This window comes from Ruegeria sp. A4, from assembly GCF_056543025.1.
Map to the genome: position 1 here is coordinate 178,833 of NZ_JBQGAW010000004.1, position 21,339 is coordinate 200,171.

The following is a 21,339-nucleotide window of genomic DNA, read 5'->3' on the forward strand; positions in this document are numbered from 1 at the left end:
CCACACAGGACAACAATCCGGGGCCTTCGATCCGCACACAGACGAGGCTCCTTTCACGAAAGGTGGAACAATGAACAAGTTTAAATCTCTGATCGGTGGCGTCGCTCTGTCCGTTGCACTGGCAACATCCGCTCTGGCCGCTGGAGTGGACATCAACGCAAGCTCGACCGGTCTGGCCATGCAGGGTTATGACCCGGTTGCCTATTTCACCGTCGGTGAAGCGACCAAAGGCGACTATCGCATCACCGCGCTGCACGACGATGCGCTGTACCGTTTCTCGTCCGAGGAAAACAAAGCCGCCTTTGAAGCCAACCCGGAAGCTTACCTGCCTGCCTATGGCGGCTATTGCGCCTTCGGTACAGCCATGGGCTTCAAGTTCGACGGTGACCCGAACCACTGGAAAATCGTCGACAACAAACTGTACCTGAACTTGTCGGAAGACATCCAGGAACGCTGGGAAGGCGACATCCCGGGCTTTATCGAAAGCGCAAGTGCAAACTGGGAAAACATCGCGGACAAGACCCCTGCTGAATTGCAAAAGCAATAATCCGCCTAGATCTTCAGATGTGTCGGCGGCGGAGTGTTCCGCCGCCGCATATCGTTTGAAGACCTCTCATCTCTACCTATCTCATCAGTATCAGAAGTGCCCGCTTTCAAAGGGCCCCCGGCGTGTCTTTTCACGTTTCAGAGCCAGAATTCGGGCAGGGGTTCGTAGGTATCACTGATCCGATGACGTTCGCGGATCGTAACGGTCTGCATAAGTGAACCGAATTTCACTGGAGCAGAGTGACAATCGAAAGGAAATGAGATGACTTTGAAATTGGCTCTCATCACTACTGTCGCAACCGTGGTCGCGGGATCGGCAATGGCACAATCCTCGGGCAACTGGACCGGGTTTTATGGCGGTCTGCAACTGGGTTATGCCGATGTAGACACCAGCCTGTCCGGTGTCGATGGCGATGGCGCGATCGGTGGTATCATCCTGGGCTACGACTATGATCTGGGCGACTGGGTCGTTGGCGGCGGATTTGACTATGACTGGACTGACGTGGGCCTGTCCGGCGCCGCAACTGTCGAAGATGTCTGGCGGTTGAAGGCGCGCGCCGGCTACAAGGTAAACCCGCAAGGTTTGCTGTACGGCACGGCAGGCTACGCCGAAGCGGGCACCGACACCCTGGGCAGTGATGACGGGTGGTTCATCGGCGCAGGTTATGAACAGATCGTGGCCCCAAATGTGAGTATTGGCGGAGAACTTCTGTACCACGAATTCGATAACTTCAACGGAAACAATGTGGATGTCGACGCAACCACATTGCAGGTTCGTGTCTCTTACCGGTTCTGAACGGCACTCCAGATAAAGTTGAACCCGGCCTGACAGGCCGGGTTTCGCATCAAAGGTCCAGAATCGTACTGCCGGTCGTCTGCCGCGCTTCCAACGCGCGATGTGCATCGGCCACCTGATCCAGCGCAAAGCGCTGATCAATGTGGATCTTGACCTCTCTGCCCTCGACCTTGCCGAACAAGCGGCGTGCCATTGCCTGACAGATGGAGTGGTCCGCAATATGGGTGAGCAAAGTGGGGCGGGTAATCTTGAGCGATCCTTTCTGGCCCAGAACACCGATATCGAATGGCGGCACCGGCCCTGAGGCGTTGCCGAAGGAAATCATCATTCCCAAGGGTTTCAGGCAGTTCAACGATCCGTCGAACGTGTCCGCCCCCACGGAATCCATGACCACATCCACACCCTTGCCTTTGGTGATCTCGGCCACCCGTTCGGCGAAATTCTCAGAGCGGTAGTTGATGCAATGCGCGGCCCCGTTGAACCGGGCTAGGCTGCACTTCTCATCGGTTCCCGCCGTGCCAATCAGAGTGATCCCTTCGGACTTCGCCCATTGGCAGGCGATCAGTCCGACCCCACCCGCCGCTGCGTGGAACAGCACCGTATCCCCGCGTTTCAGCGGAGTGGTTCGGTGAAACAGGTATTCAACCGTCAAACCCTTCAACATCATTGCCGCAGCAGCTTCGAACGGGATGCTATCCGGCAAAGGGCACACCTGTGCCGCAGGCATTACGCGGGCCTCGCAATACGCGCCGGGTGGGGCTGCGGCATACGCGGCCCGTTGACCGGGTTGCAGGTGCGTTACCCCTTCCCCGACGGCCTCGACAACACCCGCCGCTTCCATCCCCAAAGCATGGGGGAGCTCCAGGGGGTACAATCCAGTGCGTTGATAAACATCGATAAAGTTTAGACCGCAGGCATGATGACGGATACGTATTTCACCCGGTCCGGGGTCGCCCAATGGCCTGTCTTCGATCCGCAGAACCTCGGGCCCGCCGAATTCGTGCAATACCACCGTTTTCGCTGTTGTCTGCATCCTGACCTCCTCTTGCCTGACATCAAGCTAACATGACTGCGATGCGGAGCAATCGTCAGATATCAGAGTGTTGATCAGGATTCCGCCAAACTGTGCTATACTGCGATCAGGCGTTGTCGGCTGGTCCGGCCACGGACAACTTAATGCCGGATCCATTCCGCGGCGCAAATCTCGCCAGGAAAGGGGATGAAAATGGCTAAAACAATCGGAAATCCGATCAGTTGGGCAGCCCAGAATCTGGGGGCGGCCAGTGATCATGTCTCGGATAGCGTTTCAAAACTCGGAAGCGCAGATACCAAGCATTTGCCGATGGTGCAGACATTGACGGTGCAGGATCTGCGCGCCTGTCTGAAGGCGGGGTATCACGACTTTGTCGAAACACGGGCGGATGCCATATTCATTGTGCTGATCTACCCGATTGCGGGGCTTTTGATGTTCGGCTTTGCCCTGAACGTCAACATGGTGCCACTTCTGGCGCCTCTGATCGCCGGTTTTGCCTTGATCGGTCCAGTCGCAGCTGTGGGGCTGTATGAGATCAGCCGCAAACGAGAACAAGGCAGCACGGTGCATTGGTTGGATGCGTTCGGTGTATTCCGCTCTCCGGCTTTCGGCGCAATTCTGGTTTTGGGTTTTTATCTGGTGATGCTTCTGCTGATCTGGCTGATGGTGGCGCAGAGCATTTACACGCATACAATGGGGCCAGAAGCCCCCGCGTCACTTGGCACTTTTGCCAAGCAGGCCGTCACTACGGTTTCCGGCTGGACCATGATAGTTGTCGGACTCGCCGTTGGGTTCGTGTTCGCTCTTTGCGCTTTGGCCGTCAGCGTCGTCAGCTTTCCGTTGCTTCTGGACCGGCAAGTCGGGTTGCCGGTGGCGGTCGTGACGTCATTTCGCGTGTTGCGTCACAACCCCGGCGTCATCTTGACCTGGGGGTTCATCGTGGCGGCCCTTCTGTTTCTGGGTGCCCTGCCGATGCTGTTGGGCCTGATCATAGTGATGCCGGTTCTGGGCCATGCCACATGGCATCTGTACCGCCGCGCGGTTGCGTGAACGCGCGGGACTGCCCCGCGCGCGCAGAGTTCAGCCCGCCACGTTCAGGACGATCTTGCCAATATGGCCCGAGCTTTCCATGCGTGCATGGGCGGCCGCAGCCTCGGCCAGATCAAATTCGCTGTCCATGACAGGCGCAACCTTGCCTGCCTCAAGCAGAGGCCAGACAGCTTCGCGCAGGTCCTGCGCGATCCGGGCCTTGGCCGGATCGCTTTGCGGGCGCAGGGTGCTGCCGGTCAGGGTCAGGCGCTTGACCATCATCAGGGCAAAGTTCAGCTCGACCACCGGGCCTTGCAGAAACGCGATCTGGACCAGCCGCCCATCCTCGGCCAGAGCTTTGACGTTGCGCGGGATATAGTCGCCTCCGACCATGTCGAGGATCAGGTTTGCCCCGCCTTCGGCCCGCATGACGGCCACAAAATCCTCATCGCGGTAGTTGATCGCCCTTTCCGCACCCAGCTTGACGCAAGCCTGACATTTTTCATCCGACCCTGCGGTGGCAAAAACGCGGGCGCCAAAAGCATTGGCCAACTGGATGGCCGTCGTGCCAATCCCGCTCGAGCCGCCATGGACCAGAAATCGTTCACCCGCCTTCAGCCCGCCCCGCGTAAACACGTTGGACCAGACGGTGAAAAAGGTCTCGGGCAGGCAGGCCGCCTCTTTCATTCCCATGCCGGCAGGAACCGGCAGGCAATGGGCCGCAGGGGTGGCGACATATTCAGCATAGCCGCCGCCCGGCAACAACGCGCAGACCTGATCCCCGACGGACAGTCCTTCGACCCCGGCCCCGACCGAGACCACTTCGCCCGAAGCCTCAAGCCCCGGCAGTTCGCTGGCGCCGGGCGGCGGATCGTAAGCGCCCGCGCGCTGCAACGCATCCGGGCGGTTCACCCCGGCATAGGCCACTTTCAGAACGACCTGCCCCGTACCCGGTTCGGGAATCGGACGCTCGGTCAGTTGCAAAACATCGGGACCACCCGGTTCGGTGATCTCAACAGCGCGCATCATCTGGGTCATAGGCACCTCCTTTGCCAATGCCTAGCAGGCATCAGGGCCAAGGCCCAGCACCAAGACGCGCTACTTTCGGGGGTTCAGCATTCCCGGAAGATCGGCCCGCATTTTGACCGGAGCCTTCACCTGACCCGCCAGCCAGTTCGGAACCGCCAGAAACGGTTTCAACACCGGGTTGTCGCGCAACTGCGCCTTGAGTTTTTCAAACTCCATGACATTCGCGATCCGGCGATCCAGAAACTCCCACGTGTTCTGATGATCCGGGCTGTCATCACCCAGCCAGAACAGCAGGGTCGAGGAATAGACACCCGACAAAGTGGCCCGCTTCGTGTACCAGTTCACATCATCCGAGCTGTCGCCCAGCGCGTCCCAGATCAGATCGCAGGTCTGCCAAACCGCCTTGGCACCGTCGGCCGCATGTGTCGGCAAGGAAAACAGCGTCATGCCCCGGCGCACCAGTTCTTTGTCCTCGACGGCCTGCAACCGGAACCGAACCGCAGCTGCAATCCTGTCGCGGAATTTCAGTTCGCTCAGGTCCTCGGACTTGATGCGGTCCAGCATCGCCTGATCCCCGCGCGCGTGGTAGCCCAGCGCCAGATCCACCGCGCCGCGCGGACAAATCGCGCGTGCCAGACCGTCATCCAGACCACAGTCGGAAATGGAGGCGCGGAAACTGGATTCCGACCACCCGTCGAAGGGAACATGGATCAGCATCGCATCCAAAAGCTGCTGTTTTGCATCTTCATATGTGGTCGTCATGGCGGTTCTCCGGTTGTCGGGCCCAGTACTAGACAAGTTAGGGCGGCTTTGCTATACGGCCAACTCCTGCAATTTCCTTGCAACTCTATCTAGAAAGGTGGTGACAACCACATGCAGGTTAGTGTTCGCGACAATAACGTCGATCAGGCGCTTCGTGCCCTGAAGAAAAAGCTGCAGCGCGAAGGCGTGTTCCGTGAAATGAAGCTGAAGCAACATTTCGAGAAACCGTCCGAGAAAAAAGCGCGCGAGAAGGCTGAAGCGATCCGTCGTGCCCGTAAACTGGCACGCAAGAAAGCCCAGCGCGAAGGTCTGCTCTAAGACTTTCCTCGTCCAGCTTTGGATGACACTATTTGACGACCCCCGAGGCATCGCCCGGGGGTTTGTCGTTTCGGCGATCGGTTTCAATCCGCCGACTCGTGGTACCGGCTGTGCGACAAGCCGCCATTTCCTCACCAGCAACATTTTGCCCGGCATTTTGCAGCGCAGCGAATCCCGCATCGGTAGCATCGCGTTGCCAAAACTCGCCTGACGTGAACCACCCCCTACCACCGTCGATATCCCGACCTCTAAGTGAGCCCGTCCGGAAGGGCACAAACACAAACGGAGGCAAAAATGTCGACTGCAAGTACATTCGAACGCGAGATGCTGGAGCTGATCAACCAGGAACGCACATCCCGCGGGCTCAACCCGCTTCAGCTTGAGACGCAGCTGAACGATTCATCCGAAGATCACAGCACCTGGATGCTGGATACAGACACGTTCAGCCACACCGGCTCGGGCGGTTCCAGTGCGACTCAGCGGATGCAAAACGCCGGGTTCGATCTTGTGGGCAACTGGCGGACCGGCGAAAACATCGCATGGCAGTCCGAACGCGGGCAGCCCGGCATCAGCGATGACGTGGCGCAGTTGCACCAGAACCTGATGAACAGCCCGGGCCACCGCGCCAATATTCTGAACCCGGATTTCAAATATATCGGAATTGGTATCGAAACCGGCGATATGCAGGGTTTTGATGCGGTGATGGTCACCCAGAACTTTGCCGCAACCGACGCGGCAGTCATGCTGGACAACGGCAATACGAACACACCGCCCGTTCCGCCAACCACGCCGGACGAAGTTGCCGCTCCGGAAGAGCCGGAACCCGAAACACCCGATACCGTCGTCACCGAAACCGAGGAACCAGAACCCGAAGCACCCGATACCGACGTCACCGAAACCGAAGAGCCGGAGCCCGAAACGCCCGACACCGACGTCACCGAGACCGAGGAACCAGAACCCGAAGCACCCGATACCGACGTCACCGAAACCGAAGAACCAGAACCCGAAACACCTGACACCGACGTCACCGAAACCGAAGAGCCGGAACCCGAAACACCCGACACCGACGTCACCGAAACCGAAGAGCCGGAACCCGAAACGCCCGATACCGACGTCACCGAGACCGAGGAACCGGAGCCCGAAACACCCGACACCGACGTCACCGAGACCGAAGAGCCGGAACTCGAAACGCCGGACGTGGACGTGGTTGACGGGGGTGAGGCCGAGACGTTCTGCTTTGACGTTCAGGCCTTCCTGGATGAAATCGCCAGTTTCCTCGAAAACCTGCAAGCGCAGTTTGACGAGTTCAACTGGGGTGACGATATGAACGGCGACACGGACGTGGCAGACACCGATGATATCGACATGATGCCGACCGCCGACGTCACGCCGGAAACGGAATCCGAGCCTGCGGGCACCGAAACAGCCAACGTCGATGACTGTGACATCACAATGGTCAACTTCTTCCACTTTGACTGCATGATGGATGCAGCCTGATCATTTGACCCTGTGCGAGGCCGGCCGTGTCGGCCTCGCACAATCCGGCTCAGAGCCTGGTTTTGCTTCAATAGATCTTTGGTACGTAAAGCTCATCCGGCAAAACGCGGCGTTCATATTCCGGGTTGTACTTGCGGTCGGGCAGATTGACCTTTTCCTGAGGCACGTCCTCGTATGGGATTTTTGTCAAAAGATGCTCGATACAGTTTAGCCTTTCGCGTTTTTTGTCATTGCCTTCGACGATGTACCACGGGGCCTCGGGGATATTCGTTCGGAAAAGCATGTCCTCTTTGGCCTTTGTGTAGGATTCCCAGCGGATGCGGGATTCAAGATCCATCGGTGACAGCTTCCATTGCTTCATCGGATCGTGAATACGCATCAGGAATCGCAACTGCTGTTCCTCATCCGTGATCGAGAACCAGTATTTCAGCAGAATGATCCCTGACCGCACCAGCATCCGTTCGAATTCCGGAACGTCCTGAAAGAATTGTTCAACCTGGTCCTCGGACGCAAAACCCATCACCCGCTCGACTCCGGCCCGGTTGTACCAGGAGCGGTCGAACAGAACGATTTCACCCGCCGCCGGCAGATGCGGTACGTAGCGCTGGAAATACCACTGGCTTTGCTCTCGGCGGCTGGGTGCCGGCAATGCCACTACGCGCGCGACGCGCGGGTTCAGACGCTGGGTGATCCGCTTGATCACGCCCCCTTTACCGGCACTGTCACGGCCTTCAAACAGGATACAGACCTTGGCCCCGGTGTGCTGTACCCAGTCCTGAACCTTGATCAGTTCGGCTTGCAGGCGCAGCAGGTTGCGGAAGTAAACCTTGCGATCCAACATGTCCGGATGCTGTTCCCGATAGATTTTCCGGACTTCCATCGACAGCATCGGCTCACTGAATTCTATCTCGAAATCTTCGTCCAGCGTGTCCTCCAGCTCGGCTTCCAGCCAGTCTTTGGGGGCGCCAGTGTTTTCGTTGTCCAAGGTCAGCTCCTTCTCGGTCTTCGGGTTCGGACCATATCGGGCCCGTGTAACAACCTGATGCCACCAGATAAATTGACGCTAGGGTCACGAGTCCTGCGGCTGTTGTCGTGCCTGCAAATCAGGTCCAGCGCGGGTATACGGTCTTTCCCCTGAATTTGTACATCTGGCCCGGGGGATACAAGCGTCTGAATTGACGCAATGCATTGCGCTTGGCCACGGATGCTTGCATTGCCTCGTTTTGGTGCGGCATCACGGTGCGCATGACAAAGACGAGGCGATTGTGACATTCCTTCTTTCCGTGATGCCCGCGATCTGGCCCTGGCTTGTTCTGATATCAGCGCAATTGATGGTGCTGGCCCGGCGGACAGGCATCGGCTTGTCGTTACTGGCGTTGTTCATCAGCATTGCCTCGGTGACAGGATTGATGTCACCCATGGCGATCGCCGCGGTGGCCATTGGTCTGGTCGGAGCTTCGTTGCTGCCCCATCTGAAAGGATGGCCCGCTGTCGCCGGACACCTGTTCTTGATCCTGTGGTGTCTGGTGATGGGTGCACATCTGCTGCCGGGATTCGAAAATGTGAAAATTCTGGATCAGGTACAGGCGGGTACGGGAAGCGCCAGTTTCACCCTGCATCTGAACCTGGACAAACCGATGGTCTTCTTTGCCGTACTTCTGGCCTGGCCCGGGATGCTGCGCGGCAAAACGCAGATCAAACGCACGGCCTTGCTGGCAGGGTTGCTGCTCCTGCCGGGGCTGTTTCTGTTGGGGCTTTCCTTCGGCGCGGTGCGCCCGGAATTTGCGATCCCGCCCTGGTGGCTGGTATTTGCCCTGTCCAACCTGTTTCTGACCTGCCTGACGGAAGAAGCCTTCTTTCGTGGCTATCTGCAATCGGCCATCGCCCCGCGCCTGGGGGCCGTTGGCAGTGTAATAGCAGCCAGTCTGCTGTTCGGGCTGGCCCATGTCGCCGGGGGTCCGGCGCTGGTGGTTTTTGCTTCCATTCTCGGGCTGGCCTGCGGATTGGGATACTATGCAACCAGACGCCTGTGGGTGCCTGTGATGATGCATTTTGGGTTCAACCTGACCCACCTTTTTCTGTTCACCTATCCCGGACCTTTATGACATTTAGACGGGCAAGGCAGTGGTCTTGAACACGGTACGCAAGGCAAACGAGCTTTGCATTTGCGCAACCCCGGGCAGGCGCGACAGGTATTGCCGATGGATGCGGGCGAAATCTTCGGTGTTTTCCGCCACAACTTTCAGAATGTAATCCGCCGTACCGGCCATCAGATGGCATTCCAGCACATCCGGTATCCGGGCCACCGCCTTTTCAAACGCATCCAGAACCTCTTCGGCCTGACCCTGTAGCGTGATCTCGACAAAGACCGTTGTCGGCACGTTCATCTTCCGCGCATCCAGCAGGGCCACGTAGTTGCGAATGTAGCCTTCAACCTCCAGCCGCTGAACACGCCGGTGGCAAGCCGACGGAGACAAGTTGACCTGTTCAGACAATTCCGAATTCGACATCCTACCGTTTTTTTGCAATGCCGCCAGAATCTTTCGATCAGTCGTATCCAAGCTCATTTATGCAATTCCTTTGCAAGGTTTTTGTATATTACGCGATATTCTTCCAAAGAAAAATGTACTGACACGTTTTCTTTCACAGAAATTGCACTTCGAAATGCACATAATTTAAGCAGTTTATGTACGGAGAACCCCATGAAAATCGGTTGCCCCAAGGAAATCAAACCCCAGGAATTCCGCGTCGGGATGACGCCCAATGCTGCTCAGGAAGCAGTTGCACGTGGTCACGAAGTTCTGATCGAATCCGGCGCAGGCATCGGCGCGGGATTTGACAACGACGCATATGTCGCGGCTGGCGCACGTATCATCGACACTGCGGAAGAGGTGTTTGCCACCGCCGACATGATCGTCAAGGTCAAGGAACCCCAGGCCGTGGAACGCAAGATGCTGCGTGAAGGGCAGTTGCTGTTCACCTATCTGCACCTGGCTCCGGACCCGGACCAGACGCATGACCTGCTGGAATCGGGTTGTACTGCCATCGCCTATGAGACTGTGACCGATGCAAACGGCGGCCTGCCTCTGCTGGCACCGATGTCCGAAGTCGCCGGTCGTCTGGCCCCTCAGGTCGGGTCGTGGACACTGCAAAAGGCCAATGGCGGGCGCGGCGTTCTGATGGGTGGCGTACCCGGTGTCGGCCCTGCCAAAGTGGTCGTAATCGGCGGCGGCGTCGTCGGGACCCATGCGGCGAAGATCGCTGCTGGAATGGGCGCGGATGTCATCGTTCTGGATCGCTCCTTGCCGCGGCTGCGCTATCTGGACGACGTCTTTGGCGGAACCTTTAAGAACCAGTATTCGACCGCTGGTGCCACGGCCGAGCTTATCCAGGATGCCGATATGGTCATCGGTGCCGTTCTGATCCCCGGCGCTGCGGCCCCAAAACTTGTCTCGCGCGCCCAGTTGTCGACGATGAAACCCGGTGCCGTACTTGTCGATGTTGCCATCGATCAGGGCGGGTGCTTCGAGACGTCGAAAGCCACCACCCATGCTGACCCGATCTACGATGTCGACGGCATCATGCATTACTGCGTTGCCAACATGCCGGGCGCGGTGGCGCGCACCTCGACCATCGCCCTGGGCAACGCCACGATGCCGTTCATGCTGTCTCTGGCGGACAAAGGCTGGAAACAGGCGTGTCAGGACGATCCGCATCTGCTGGAAGGTCTGAACGTCCACGCTGGCAAGCTGACCTACTATGCGGTCGGCAAGGCCCTTGGTATCGACGTCGTCTCGCCCAACGTGATCGTCAAGTCGTAAACACTCCCGCCCCTGAAATCGCTTTTGAAAAGCGATTTCCAGCGTTGGGCATAGCGCCACGCCACAGGCGTGGCGCGGTCGGACTCAAAGCGATGGTTTGAACAAAGAAAAGGGCACCGCGCCCTTGCGCGGTGCCCGGCCCAACGGGAGGAGGGCATTTTCGAATGCCCGATCGACGGGCGGGAGCCGTCACCCCTGTTTCTGGATTTCCACCGAATGCGGATAAGGGATCGAAATACCCTTGTCGTCAAAGGCTTCCTTGATCGTCTTCGTCAACTCGAATTTGACATCCCAATAGTCTGGCGCCGAGCACCACAGCCGTGCCGTCAGATCCACCGAACTGTCACCCAGGTTCGTAACCCGAACCCAGGGCTCCGGGTCACTGTGAATGCGACTGTCCGCTTTGGCCACATCCAGAATGACCTGCATGGCTTTGTCCGCGCTGTCACCATAATCAATCCCGAACACCAGATCGACACGACGCGTGTCATGGGCAGAGTAGTTCGTGATGATTGAGCCCCAAGCCTGACCGTTCGGTACGATGATCTGCACGTTGTCCGGCGTCACCAGTTCGGTGGTGAACAGGTTCAGGTCCTTTACGGTGCCTGATGTGCCGCCGATATCAACGAATTGACCCAGCTTGTAGGGCCGGAAGACAACCAGCATCACACCGGCCGCCAGATCGCCGAGCGTTCCTTGAAGCGCCAGGCCGATAGCCAAGGACGCGGCACCCAGAATGGCGACGATGCTGGTGGCTTCAATTCCGAAGATGCCTAGAACGGCAACCAGAACCATGGCGAGAATGGCCCATTTGACCAGGCTTGCCATAAAGTTCCCAAGCGTCGGATCAATATGCGGCGTCGAATTGATCCTGCGGCGAACCATGCCCCCGATTGCACCAGCCACGATCCAGCCCAGGATCAGAACGACAAGCGCCTTGACGGCACTCATGATCAGCGGGGCAAATGCGCCCACCTGTGTTACGACCTCATCCACGCCCATCTCCTTTCAACAGCAAGAAACCCGCGAGGTTTTCGCGGGGGTCACCAGATTGTGAGCCAAGTTTGGCTTCCGGTCTAGGTGCGAGTTGCGTTGGATTTCCCCTTTGTTCGCCAGAAAACATGGCCTGACCGAAAATGCACATCGCCAAGGGCTTATATAAATCAGGCGTGGCCCCTAGCTTTTACAGGGACAGCCAAACAGGAGCCCCCAATGCTGGACAACAACCCTCATCCGATCATGGCGCGCTGGCCTGCGCAATCCCCGGACAAGATTCAACTGTATTCCTATCCGACTCCAAACGGCGTCAAGGCATCGATCATGCTGGAGGAAACCGGCCTGCCCTACGAGCCCCATCTGGTGACGCTATCGGATGCGGATGTCAAAAGCCCCGAGTTTCTGTCGCTGAACCCAAACAACAAAATCCCAGCCATCATCGATCCCAACGGGCCGGACGGTAAGCCGCTGACCCTGTTCGAAAGCGGGGCAATCCTGCTGTATCTGGCCGAGAAATCAGGCAAGCTGCTGGGGCAAAGCGCAGCAGACAAGCATCGCATTACACAATGGCTGATGTTCCAAATGGGGGGCATAGGGCCGATGTTTGGCCAGCTTGGCTTCTTCTACAAATTCGCGGGCAGCGAAATCGAAGACCCCCGACCGCGCGAACGCTATGTCAGCGAGGCCAAACGCCTTTTGAACGTGGTCAACACGCAACTGGAAGGGAAAGACTGGATCGCCGGCGATTACTCCATCGCCGATATCGCTCTTGCCCCCTGGTTGAATGCTCTGGACTTCTACGGCGCAAAAGACGTTGTCGGCTGGGACGACTACGTCAATGTCGTCGCCTATGTCGATCGTTTCATGCAGCGTCCGGCGGTTCAGCGCGGCAAGGCCATACCCGCGCGCGCTTGATCTGTTTCGCGATTGACAGGGTGCCGAAACCGGCACCCGCATTGAAAAACTCAGCCCGGCAGTGCACCCGTCAGCACATACCGCAGGATTTCGACAACCTGCGCGGGCTTTTCCGCCACGGCCAGCGCGGCTGCATCCACTTCTTTCAACGCGTGCTGATGCTCGGGGCCGTGCAGCACGATGATGGATTTACCCAGCGCTGCGGCATAGCCCGCATCAAAAGCCGCGTTCCACTGTTTGTACTTGTCGCCGAACCGGACAACCACAACGTCAGCATCCGAAATGCCCTTGCGGGTCCGGATCGCGTTGACCATCGCACCCTTGTGGTCATGCCAGTATTTGTTCGGCTCTTCCCCCAGAATGGCAACGCCGCAATCGTCGCTGGCCGCGTGGTCCGTCACCGGGCTGTTGAATGTGATGTCCAACCCCTGCGCGCCGTCGATGATCTGTTCGCGCCAATCGGTGTGGATTTCGCCAGAGAGGTACACGTTCAGCATCTTTCGTCCTCCGTAAACACGGAAAGGGCGCCACCGCCCCTTCATCTTTTCTGAAATACTCCCGCCGGAGGCGGCCCTGCATCAGCCCCGCAGAACACCGCCGGTCGCCTTGGAGACTTTGGCGATGATCTTTTCGGCCACCGCTTCGATGTCCTTTTCCTTCAGCGTCTGCTCTGTCGGCTGCAAACGTACCGTTATGGCTAACGATTTTTTACCTTCACCCAGGCTGCCACCGATGAATTCGTCAAAGACACGCACATCTTCGATCAGCGCCTTGTCGGCACCTGCCGCCGCGTTCACCAATGTCAGCGCCTCGACGTTTTCATCAACGACAAAGGCAAAGTCACGTTCGACCGCTTGCAAGTCACGCAATTCCAATGCGGCACGTGTGGCACCGGACTTGCGGGGCAAGGGAACCTCGTCGGGCCAGATCGAAAAGGCCATTGCCGGACCCTTGATATCCATCGCCTGCAACACGCGCGGGTGCAGCTCACCAAAAACACCCAGCACCTTTTTGGGACCCAGACAGATCTTGCCGTGACGACCCGGATGCCACCAGGCATCGCCGTCGCGCAGAATCTGTACCTTGGCCGGTGCTCCGATCGCCGCAAGAACGGCCTCGGCATCCGCCTTGGCATCAAAGACATCCACCGGGCGCGAGGCCCCGTGCACATCCTTGGGGCCGTTGCGGCCAACCAGCAGGCCGGCGATCTGGGTTTTCTGGTCGCCGGGTTCGCCATCATGGAAAACAGGGCCAACTTCGAATAGGGCGACGTCGGCATATCCGCGTGCCTGATTGCGCGCCGCGGCCTGCAACAATCCGGGCAGAAGATCGGGGCGCATGTGGCTCATCTCGGACGAGATCGGATTTTCAAGCATGGTCGCGTCATCCCCGCCACCGAACAAAGCAGCCGAAGCCTGATCGATGAACGTATAGGTGACGCATTCGTTGTAACCCAGCGCAGCGCAGGTGCGGCGCGCCATGGACTGGCGGCGCTGAGTCGGTGTCATCACCGGCTTGGGAATACCATCTGTGACACGCGGCAAGGGCTTGCCCTGCAACTTGGTCAACGAGGCGATCCGTGCGACCTCTTCCACCAGATCAGCCTCACCCATGATGTCGGGGCGCCAGCTTGGCACGTGGGCCATCTCGCCCTCCAGCCGGAAACCCAGACGGGTGAGCGTCTGACGCTGCTCGCTTTCGGGAATGTCCATCCCGACCAGAGACTGCACCCGTTCGGCATCCAGCTTGTACGCACGCGCGTGGTTCGGCGCTTTGCCCGCCTCGACCACTTTGGACGCTTCGCCGCCGCAGATGTCCAGAATCAACTGGGTTGCGTGCTCGAGCCCTTCCAGCGTGTATTCAGGGTCCACGCCGCGTTCGAACCGGTACCGCGCGTCCGAATTGATTTTCAGCGCCCGACCCGTCAACGCGATCTGCACATGATCCCAGAACGCGCTTTCCAGGAACACATTCACAGTATCCTCGGTGCAGCCGGTTTCCTGACCGCCCATGATGCCTGCGATGGATTCCGGGCCTTTGTCATCTGAAATGACCATCATGCCGGGCTGAAGAGTGTATTCCTTCTCGTCCAGCGCCACCAGGGCTTCACCGCCTTTGGCGCGATGAACGCGAAGATTGCCCTGCACCTTGTCCGCGTCAAACACATGCAGCGGGCGGTTATGGTCAAAGGTCATATAGTTGGTGATATCCACCAGCGCCGAAATCGGACGCAGCCCGATCGCCTTCAACTGATCCTGCAACCACTGCGGGCTGGGGCCGTTCTTGACGCCCTTGATAAGGCGGCCCGTGAAATGCGGGCAGCCATCCAGCGTATCCTCGTCAATCGATACTTTGATCGGGCTTTCGAAATCACCGGGCACCGGCACGTAGTCGCGCTGTTTCAGAGTGCCGATCCCACGCGCCGCCAGATCACGCGCGATGCCTTCCACGCCCAGCGCATCGGGCCGGTTCGGAGTGATCGCGATCTCGATCACGGGATCGACTTTCGATGGGTCATTCTCGGCAAGCCAATCAACGAACCTGTCACCGACCTCGCCCGAGGGCAATTCGATGATGCCGTCATGTTCGTCCGACAATTCCAGCTCGCGCTCCGACGCCATCATGCCAAAGCTTTCGACGCCGCGGATCTTGCCGACGCTGATCGTCAGGTCCAGACCGGGGATATACATGCCCGGCTTGCAGACGACGACAGTGATCCCTTCGCGGGCGTTGGGCGCGCCGCAGATGATCTGCAACTCGCCTTCATCCGTGTCCACCTTGCAGACACGCAGCTTGTCGGCGTCAGGGTGTTTTTCCGCGTGTTTCACATAGCCCAGCGTAAAGTCCTTGAGCTTGTCAGCCGGGTTGATGACCTCTTCGACCTCAAGGCCAAGATCGGTCAGCGCCTCAGTGATCTCATCAACCGACGCATCGGTGTCGAGGTGGTCTTTCAGCCAAGACAGAGTGAATTTCATTGCTCGGGGCCTTTTTTGGCAAACATCCAGTCGGCACAGGCAATGACAAAGAATGCGCCAAGGTGCAAGCGCTGCGGGTCACGGATAGGTGGGGGTGCGGCCCAAAAGCTCATCCAATTGCCGCCCGATCCAGCCATGCGGGATGAAATGCCCGCCCGGATGGGTGTCCAGCACCACCTGCCCCTGCGCACAATCGGTCCATTCCACCCGGCTGAGCGTCAGGAACGGTTTCACGCTCCAATCCCCGCGCGGGGTGGCACCGTTGCAGTTGTACTTTTCCCGCCACAGCGCCACCGGATAGGTGGTATCGCCGCCCGGTCCAAAGGGAAAATCCATCACCGTGTCGTCCAGCCCATGCACATGGCGCACTTCGCGCGGGGCTTCGGGGCAATCTTCGGTCTGGCGGATGCTGCCCGCAACGGCCAGCAAGGCGGCGATGTCATTGCCCGACTGACAGACATAGCGCCACGCCATCGCGCCTCCGAAGGAATAGCCCGAGACATAGATACGGTCCGGATCAACCGGATAGCGCTTGGCGACGTCTTCCAGCACCGCGTCGGCAAAGGGCACATCGCCGGTATCCGACGTCCAGAAATCCCAGCTTTTGCCCAACCCGTTCGGTGCCACCAGTAGCACACCCCGCAGCTTCGCCGCGCCTGCAATGCGTTCATGGTTCACCACCACGGTCCCCTGCCGCGCCCAGCCGTGGAAATGCAGCAGCACCGGCAGAGGCGTTTCGCCGTCCCAGCCATCGGGTTCCAGCACATGGTACGAGCGGTCGCCGACCTCACAGGCGGTATCGCCGTGGCAGGTGTCCACGGCAGCGGCTTGGGTGGCAGTCAGGAACAGGAGGCAAAGCAGTCGGTAAATCATAAGCCCGACCCTACCCGGACTGATCACCAAGTCACGTCACAACCCCGTGCGAGCCTGTAACAAGCCGCGCCATCGCCAGACCGCTATTGCGAAGCGGCAATCACTTTCGTCTGGTCAATTGGAATTCCTGCTCCATTGAGACGTTGGGCGATCTTACTTGCTACTTCTTTGACGTTCGAGTTGTATTCTATCCGGATCAAGCCTTCCAAATCCGATGGAATTTCCAAAGCGCCTTTTTTGATAATTGCCACTCGGTCCGAACCCAGCTTCGAAAGTGCCATTCCGGCTTCAAGGATCACGTTTTGGCGGGCTCGCGGCTGTTTCTCGGTCTCGGTTTCCGAGTTTCGATAACCCCAATCGTCCGGTGTCATCAGGACGATAGCAAAATCGGACTCGTTTGTGATGTTCTCCATTAAAGCAGAGAACAGACTTTGTCCTTTCCCATCGACATCTTTCTGAACCAATGGCTCCACGCCCAGTTTATAGAGAACCAATTGCAACTGATCCAAGGCGTCACTATCCGAACCATGGACAACAAAAATTCGGCGTTGACCCTTTGCAGTAGCTTTGAAGGTCGCAGCACTTCCCATTGCTTGTGCGAGGTCGGAACGAAAGCCATCGGGATTTCCGCCCTGAAATTGTAGAGTGCCTGTTTTTGGCCACCAGTTCAAAATTTCTTTGTTCGGAGATTTCCCCTTGAATACATATTTGGCCTCATCACCAGACCAGTCCCCATCGCGTCCGACATATGACACATGGCCTTTCAGTTCTTCGATAGTGCCATGGAACTTTGTTTTTTGCTTACTGCTCATCGGCTCAATCCACCATGTAGGTTAGGCATGTCCAGCGCTGCAAACCCATAATGCCTCAGCCAGCGCAGGTCGCTGTCAAAGAACGCCCGAAGATCCGGGATGCCGTATTTCAGCATCGCCAGACGGTCGATCCCAATCCCGAAGGCAAAGCCCTGATAGACCTCGGGGTCGATCCCACCGGCGGCGATCACCTTGGGGTGGACCATGCCGGAGCCCAGAATCTCCATCCAGTCGTCGCCCTCGCCGATCTTCAGCTGGCCGTTATCCCAGGAACAGCGGATATCGACCTCGGCCGACGGTTCGGTGAAGGGGAAGTGCGACGCGCGGAAGCGCAGTTCGACGTCGTCAACCTCGAAGAACGCCTTCACGAACTCTTCCAGCACCCATTTCAGATTCGCCATCGAGATGTCCTTGTCGATGGCCAGCCCTTCGACCTGATGGAACATCGGCGTGTGGGTCTGGTCGTAATCGGCGCGATAAACACCGCCCGGACAAATGATGCGGATCGGCGCGCCCTGCAGTTCCATCGAACGGATCTGGACGGGCGAGGTATGGGTCCTCAGCACATGCGGCGGGCGATTGTCGCCCTCGGCGCGGTGCATATAGAACGTGTCCATCTCGGCCCGCGCGGGGTGGTGGCCGGGGATGTTCAGGGCGTCAAAGTTATACCAGTCATCCTCGATCCGCGGCCCTTCGGCCACCGAGAAGCCCAGTTCGGCAAAGATCGCGGTCAGTTCCTCGGCCGCCTGGCTGATCGGGTGGATCGAGCCCTGACGGCGCGCGCGGGTCGGCAGGGTGACGTCCAGCCATTCGGTGCGCAGACGTTCATCCAGCGCGGCATCGGCCAAAGCGGCCTTTTTGGCGGACAGGGCCGAGTTGATCTCATCCTTCAGGGCATTCAGCGCGGGGCCTGCCACCTGGCGTTCCTCGGGCGTCATTTTACCCAGCTCGCGCATCTTCAGCGCGACCTCGCCTTTTTTGCCCACGGCGGCGACACGGATCGCCTCAAGCGCGTTCTCGTCGCCTGCCTCGGCGATTTGGCCCAGATATTTTGCCTTAAGATCGTCCATGACGCCCTCTGAATTTGGTCGCCAACCTGCTATCGGGCCAGCCCCGCGAATGCAAGCGGGACCGGGCGGATCAATAGCTGTATTCGGGGAAAATCCGGGTCAGATCACCGTTCCAGTCGCCGTTGTAGTGTTCCAGCAACTCATCCGCAGGCACTTTCCCGCTTTGGATGCTGTCCTTGAGCGCGTTGAGGAAATGGGTCTCGTCCGGCACCAGGCCACCAGCACCGGGATAGGCGCGGGCTTTCAGGCCGGCCTCGGAGATCGCCACAACCTCACGCGCCAGATCGTGCATGTTGATTTTGCCGACCTTCGCTTGCAGACCGTCTTTGGCAGCCGCAACACGCAGCGCCTCGCGGGTCTCGGTGTCCCAGCCTTTGACCAGATCCCAAGCCGCGTCCAGGGCCGTCTGATCGTAAGTCAGGCCAACCCAGAAGGCGGGCAAGGCACAGAGGCGCCGCCATGGGCCGCCATCGGCCCCGCGCATTTCCATGAATTTCTTAATCCGCGCCTCGGGGAAGGCGGTGGTCAGGTGGTCGGCCCAATCGCTGAGCGTGGGCGTTTCCCCTGGCAGCGCGGGCAGTTCGCCTTTCAGGAAGTCGCGGAAAGACATGCCCAGCGCATTGATGTACTGGCCGTCGCGATAAACGAAATACATCGGAACATCGAGCGCGTATTGCACGTAACGCTCGAACCCAAAGCCGTCTTCGAACACGAAAGGCAGCATGCCCGTACGCGCATCGTCCAGATGCCGCCATATATAGCTGCGCCAGCTTTTCTGGCCATTTACCTTGCCTTCGAAAAAGGGCGAATTCGCAAACAACGCCGTTGCCACCGGCTGCAAGGCCAGCGCCACGCGCAGTTTCTGCACCATGTCGGCCTCGGACCCGAAATCGATATTAACCTGAACGGTGCAGGTCCGTCGCATCATGGCGCGGCCCATGGTACCGACCTTTTCCATATAGTCGTTCATCAGCCGATACCGCCCCTTGGGCATCAACGGCATTTCCTCATGTGTCCAGGTCGGTGCCGCGCCCAGACCGATGAAGCCCACGCCGATCTCATCCGCGATGTCCTTTACCTCGCGCAGGTGGGTGTTCACCTCATCACAGGTTTCGTGGATGGTCTCGAGCGGAGCTCCCGACAGCTCCAGCGCGCCGCCCGGCTCCAGGCTGACATTGGCGCCATCCTTTTCCAGACCGATCAGATGACCCGCTTCACGGACTTCGGCCCAACCGTGCCGGTCACGCAGGCCCTCCAACACCGCCACGATGGATCGCGCACCTTCGAACGGCAATGGTTTCAGCGTGTCCTTGCAGTAGCCGAATTTCTCATGCTCGGTGCCGATGCGCCAGTCTGCCTTGGGCTTGCAGCCCGACTCCAGATATTCGGCCAATTGCTCGTGGCGTTCGATTGGTCCGCCGCCGGACTGGGGGATGGACATGAGACCCGTGCTCCGATCCTGATGTGTCTGTCTTTTGGCCAGTCGTGGGGGCAAACCGCGTCGGTGTCAATGCAGCCGAAGGTGTGGAGGGCGCGAGGGCGTACGCTCCCAAATCACGACCGGGTGGGCCGATCCACCGTTCAGTTCGGCCAGCATATGCTCGGTTTTCAGGCCCGGAAGCGCCGAGAAGACATCGAACAGCGCCTCGGCCCCTTCCGCATTCACAGGAATGTGAAGCACCGCCTGACCCGGTTGTTCCAACACCCAATGCGCCGGCGTCGAGGTCGGATCGAGCGCCAGCCGCTCAATCTCGCGAGTGGCGATGATGCCGCCATCCAGTGGGCCGAAATAGGTGATCTGACCTTCATCGACGGTCACGACACCCTGTCCGCCAGTGCCGGTTCTGAACCGCGCGCGCTGCACCCCGATCACCGCCAGGGCTATTGCGACAGCGACAAGCAGCCAGCCGATCCACCCCAGCAGACCGCCGGGCCCGTTGATCCAGCTGAGACCGAGGATCAGGACAAACCCGGCAACCAGCACTTCGCGCCAGCGCCACAGGGCCAGTTTTGCCTCGGGTCGGATGAAACTCATGACAGCACCTTTTGTGGTGTTTGCAACAGGGCGATCCGATACCAGCCGACCTGCTGAAACCCCATAGCTTCATAGGCTCGCGCGGCAGGTGGATTGTTGGCGAACAGGATGGCCGCGTTCGCGCCGTCGGTCCTCGCCTTTTGCAACACAGCTGTTGTGACCTTGCGCCCGAGTCCACAATTTCTGTTCTCGCGCGGCACAAATACACCGCCGACCTGAACCTGATCCCGGACTGATGCATTGATGGCGGCCATGGCTACGGGGGCGTCGTCTTCCAGCATGACAATCGCCCTGCCTGATTGAATATCGGTGGTGATCCGATCGGAGGCCATTTCACGCGCCTCTTGCCCTTTGGCCTGGTCGGTATCCTCGAAGTAATCCGCAAACCAACGCGTCAGTAACGGCCGGTCTGCCTCGGACAGGGCACGAAATGGAATCGGTGCCTCTGGGATTTCGCCCAGATCCAGGCGGTACGGGGGTTCATCATGATGCAGGCGATAACAGGCCTGTCCAAGCCCTAGCGCATCCAATATCATCTCAACCTGTTGTGCAGCCCCTGTCATGCCCAGAACGATCTGACCTGCGATCCGGCCCGCAAATGCCTGAGCGGCCTCTGGCGAACAATCGGGCAGTTGCGCCATCAGGTAGCCCTTTTTGGTCAGGCCAAATACGCCTTGGATGCGATCCTGCCCCCAAATGAAGAACCGGGTGGAGTGGTCATCGTCTCCAAATCCAATCCCGTGCGCCAACAGGTTGCTGCGCAGAAACATGGAAGTATCGGGATGTTTGGCCAAAAACGCCTCAATGGCCGGGGCATCAGACGGCGAGGCTT

At 58.8% G+C, this 21,339-nt stretch carries 23 protein-coding genes; 9 read left to right on the forward strand and 14 right to left on the reverse strand.

Annotated features, from left to right (window positions below):
- Nucleotides 1-70: 70 nt before the first annotated feature.
- Both ACR0E2_RS14170 and ACR0E2_RS14175 read left to right on the forward strand, forming a co-directional pair.
- Nucleotides 71-547 (forward strand): YHS domain-containing (seleno)protein, encoded by a 477-nt coding sequence (locus ACR0E2_RS14170; protein ID WP_171119757.1) that lies wholly within the window; start codon nt 71-73, stop codon nt 545-547.
- Nucleotides 548-808: 261 nt separating this feature from the next.
- Entirely contained in the window at nt 809-1,342 is a 534-nt protein-coding gene (locus tag ACR0E2_RS14175; RefSeq protein ID WP_152456763.1) for an outer membrane protein, read from the forward strand.
- A gap of 49 nt (nt 1,343-1,391) precedes the next feature.
- Here the strand turns inward: ACR0E2_RS14175 and ACR0E2_RS14180 are convergent, their stop codons facing one another.
- Complete coding sequence (locus tag ACR0E2_RS14180) at nt 1,392-2,375, reverse strand: quinone oxidoreductase family protein (protein ID WP_480446821.1); 984 nt, start codon at nt 2,373-2,375, stop codon at nt 1,392-1,394.
- A gap of 192 nt (nt 2,376-2,567) precedes the next feature.
- On the opposite strand from ACR0E2_RS14180, the gene ACR0E2_RS14185 reads away from it, so the two are divergent.
- Nucleotides 2,568-3,425 (forward strand): DUF2189 domain-containing protein, encoded by an 858-nt coding sequence (locus tag ACR0E2_RS14185; protein ID WP_480446823.1) that lies wholly within the window; start codon nt 2,568-2,570, stop codon nt 3,423-3,425.
- 30 nt (nt 3,426-3,455) lie between these two features.
- Here ACR0E2_RS14185 and ACR0E2_RS14190 read toward each other — a convergent pair whose 3' ends face one another.
- Entirely contained in the window at nt 3,456-4,442 is a 987-nt protein-coding gene (locus tag ACR0E2_RS14190) for an NAD(P)H-quinone oxidoreductase (RefSeq protein ID WP_480446824.1), read from the reverse strand.
- Nucleotides 4,443-4,502: 60 nt separating this feature from the next.
- Nucleotides 4,503-5,195, reverse strand: a complete 693-nt coding sequence (locus ACR0E2_RS14195) for a COQ9 family protein (protein ID WP_480446825.1) — start codon at nt 5,193-5,195, stop codon at nt 4,503-4,505.
- A gap of 111 nt (nt 5,196-5,306) precedes the next feature.
- Between ACR0E2_RS14195 and rpsU the strand changes: the two genes are divergently transcribed.
- The 3 genes from rpsU (at nt 5,307) to ACR0E2_RS14210 (ending at nt 7,010) form a co-directional block, all read left to right on the forward strand.
- Nucleotides 5,307-5,513, forward strand: a complete 207-nt coding sequence (gene rpsU / locus ACR0E2_RS14200; protein WP_005614280.1) for a 30S ribosomal protein S21 — start codon at nt 5,307-5,309, stop codon at nt 5,511-5,513.
- 22 nt (nt 5,514-5,535) lie between these two features.
- Complete coding sequence (locus ACR0E2_RS14205) at nt 5,536-5,724, forward strand: hypothetical protein (RefSeq protein ID WP_171331405.1); 189 nt, start codon at nt 5,536-5,538, stop codon at nt 5,722-5,724.
- 83 nt (nt 5,725-5,807) lie between these two features.
- The gene (locus ACR0E2_RS14210; protein WP_480446826.1) at nt 5,808-7,010 is read left to right on the forward strand and encodes a CAP domain-containing protein; all 1,203 of its coding nucleotides are present in this window, start codon (nt 5,808-5,810) and stop codon (nt 7,008-7,010) included.
- Between the two features lie 67 nt (nt 7,011-7,077).
- Here the strand turns inward: ACR0E2_RS14210 and ppk2 are convergent, their stop codons facing one another.
- Nucleotides 7,078-7,995, reverse strand: coding sequence for a polyphosphate kinase 2 (gene ppk2, locus ACR0E2_RS14215; protein ID WP_371419726.1), 918 nt, complete (start codon nt 7,993-7,995; stop codon nt 7,078-7,080).
- 280 nt (nt 7,996-8,275) lie between these two features.
- Here ppk2 and ACR0E2_RS14220 point away from each other — a divergent pair, with 280 nt between their 5' ends.
- Nucleotides 8,276-9,115 carry a CPBP family intramembrane glutamic endopeptidase gene (locus ACR0E2_RS14220; RefSeq protein WP_480446827.1) on the forward strand — a complete coding sequence of 280 codons (840 nt, stop codon included), beginning with the start codon at nt 8,276-8,278 and terminating at the stop codon, nt 9,113-9,115.
- Nucleotides 9,116-9,118: 3 nt separating this feature from the next.
- On the opposite strand, the gene ACR0E2_RS14225 is transcribed toward ACR0E2_RS14220, so the two are convergent.
- Nucleotides 9,119-9,577, reverse strand: coding sequence for an Lrp/AsnC family transcriptional regulator (locus ACR0E2_RS14225; protein ID WP_152456756.1), 459 nt, complete (start codon nt 9,575-9,577; stop codon nt 9,119-9,121).
- A 135-nt stretch (nt 9,578-9,712) separates the two neighbouring features.
- On the opposite strand from ACR0E2_RS14225, the gene ald reads away from it, so the two are divergent.
- Nucleotides 9,713-10,831: an alanine dehydrogenase gene (gene ald, locus ACR0E2_RS14230; RefSeq protein WP_171229840.1), complete on the forward strand. Its 1,119-nt coding sequence runs from the start codon at nt 9,713-9,715 to the stop codon at nt 10,829-10,831.
- Between the two features lie 189 nt (nt 10,832-11,020).
- Here ald and ACR0E2_RS14235 read toward each other — a convergent pair whose 3' ends face one another.
- The gene (locus ACR0E2_RS14235) at nt 11,021-11,827 is read right to left on the reverse strand and encodes a mechanosensitive ion channel family protein (RefSeq protein ID WP_480446828.1); all 807 of its coding nucleotides are present in this window, start codon (nt 11,825-11,827) and stop codon (nt 11,021-11,023) included.
- A 216-nt stretch (nt 11,828-12,043) separates the two neighbouring features.
- On the opposite strand from ACR0E2_RS14235, the gene ACR0E2_RS14240 reads away from it, so the two are divergent.
- Nucleotides 12,044-12,742 (forward strand): glutathione S-transferase family protein, encoded by a 699-nt coding sequence (locus ACR0E2_RS14240; RefSeq protein ID WP_480446829.1) that lies wholly within the window; start codon nt 12,044-12,046, stop codon nt 12,740-12,742.
- A 50-nt stretch (nt 12,743-12,792) separates the two neighbouring features.
- Here the strand turns inward: ACR0E2_RS14240 and ACR0E2_RS14245 are convergent, their stop codons facing one another.
- From ACR0E2_RS14245 to ACR0E2_RS14280, 8 genes are all read right to left on the reverse strand, one after another.
- A complete protein-coding gene (locus tag ACR0E2_RS14245) occupies nt 12,793-13,239 on the reverse strand; it encodes a YtoQ family protein (protein WP_171119768.1) in 447 nt (148 codons plus the stop codon).
- 81 nt (nt 13,240-13,320) lie between these two features.
- Nucleotides 13,321-15,717, reverse strand: a complete 2,397-nt coding sequence (pheT, locus tag ACR0E2_RS14250; protein WP_480446830.1) for a phenylalanine--tRNA ligase subunit beta — start codon at nt 15,715-15,717, stop codon at nt 13,321-13,323.
- A gap of 78 nt (nt 15,718-15,795) precedes the next feature.
- Nucleotides 15,796-16,590 carry a CE1 family esterase gene (locus tag ACR0E2_RS14255; protein ID WP_480446831.1) on the reverse strand — a complete coding sequence of 265 codons (795 nt, stop codon included), beginning with the start codon at nt 16,588-16,590 and terminating at the stop codon, nt 15,796-15,798.
- A gap of 83 nt (nt 16,591-16,673) precedes the next feature.
- Nucleotides 16,674-17,402 (reverse strand): TIR domain-containing protein, encoded by a 729-nt coding sequence (locus tag ACR0E2_RS14260; RefSeq protein WP_480446832.1) that lies wholly within the window; start codon nt 17,400-17,402, stop codon nt 16,674-16,676.
- A complete protein-coding gene (gene pheS / locus ACR0E2_RS14265; protein ID WP_480446833.1) occupies nt 17,399-18,472 on the reverse strand; it encodes a phenylalanine--tRNA ligase subunit alpha in 1,074 nt (357 codons plus the stop codon). Before pheS ends, ACR0E2_RS14260 begins: the two co-directional genes overlap by 4 nt.
- Before the next feature lie 70 nt (nt 18,473-18,542).
- The gene (locus ACR0E2_RS14270) at nt 18,543-19,913 is read right to left on the reverse strand and encodes a glutamate--cysteine ligase (RefSeq protein ID WP_480446834.1); all 1,371 of its coding nucleotides are present in this window, start codon (nt 19,911-19,913) and stop codon (nt 18,543-18,545) included.
- A 66-nt stretch (nt 19,914-19,979) separates the two neighbouring features.
- Nucleotides 19,980-20,507 carry a hypothetical protein gene (locus ACR0E2_RS14275; RefSeq protein WP_171119774.1) on the reverse strand — a complete coding sequence of 176 codons (528 nt, stop codon included), beginning with the start codon at nt 20,505-20,507 and terminating at the stop codon, nt 19,980-19,982.
- Complete coding sequence (locus tag ACR0E2_RS14280) at nt 20,504-21,277, reverse strand: GNAT family N-acetyltransferase (RefSeq protein WP_480446835.1); 774 nt, start codon at nt 21,275-21,277, stop codon at nt 20,504-20,506. Before ACR0E2_RS14280 ends, ACR0E2_RS14275 begins: the two co-directional genes overlap by 4 nt.
- Nucleotides 21,278-21,339 lie beyond the last annotated feature (62 nt).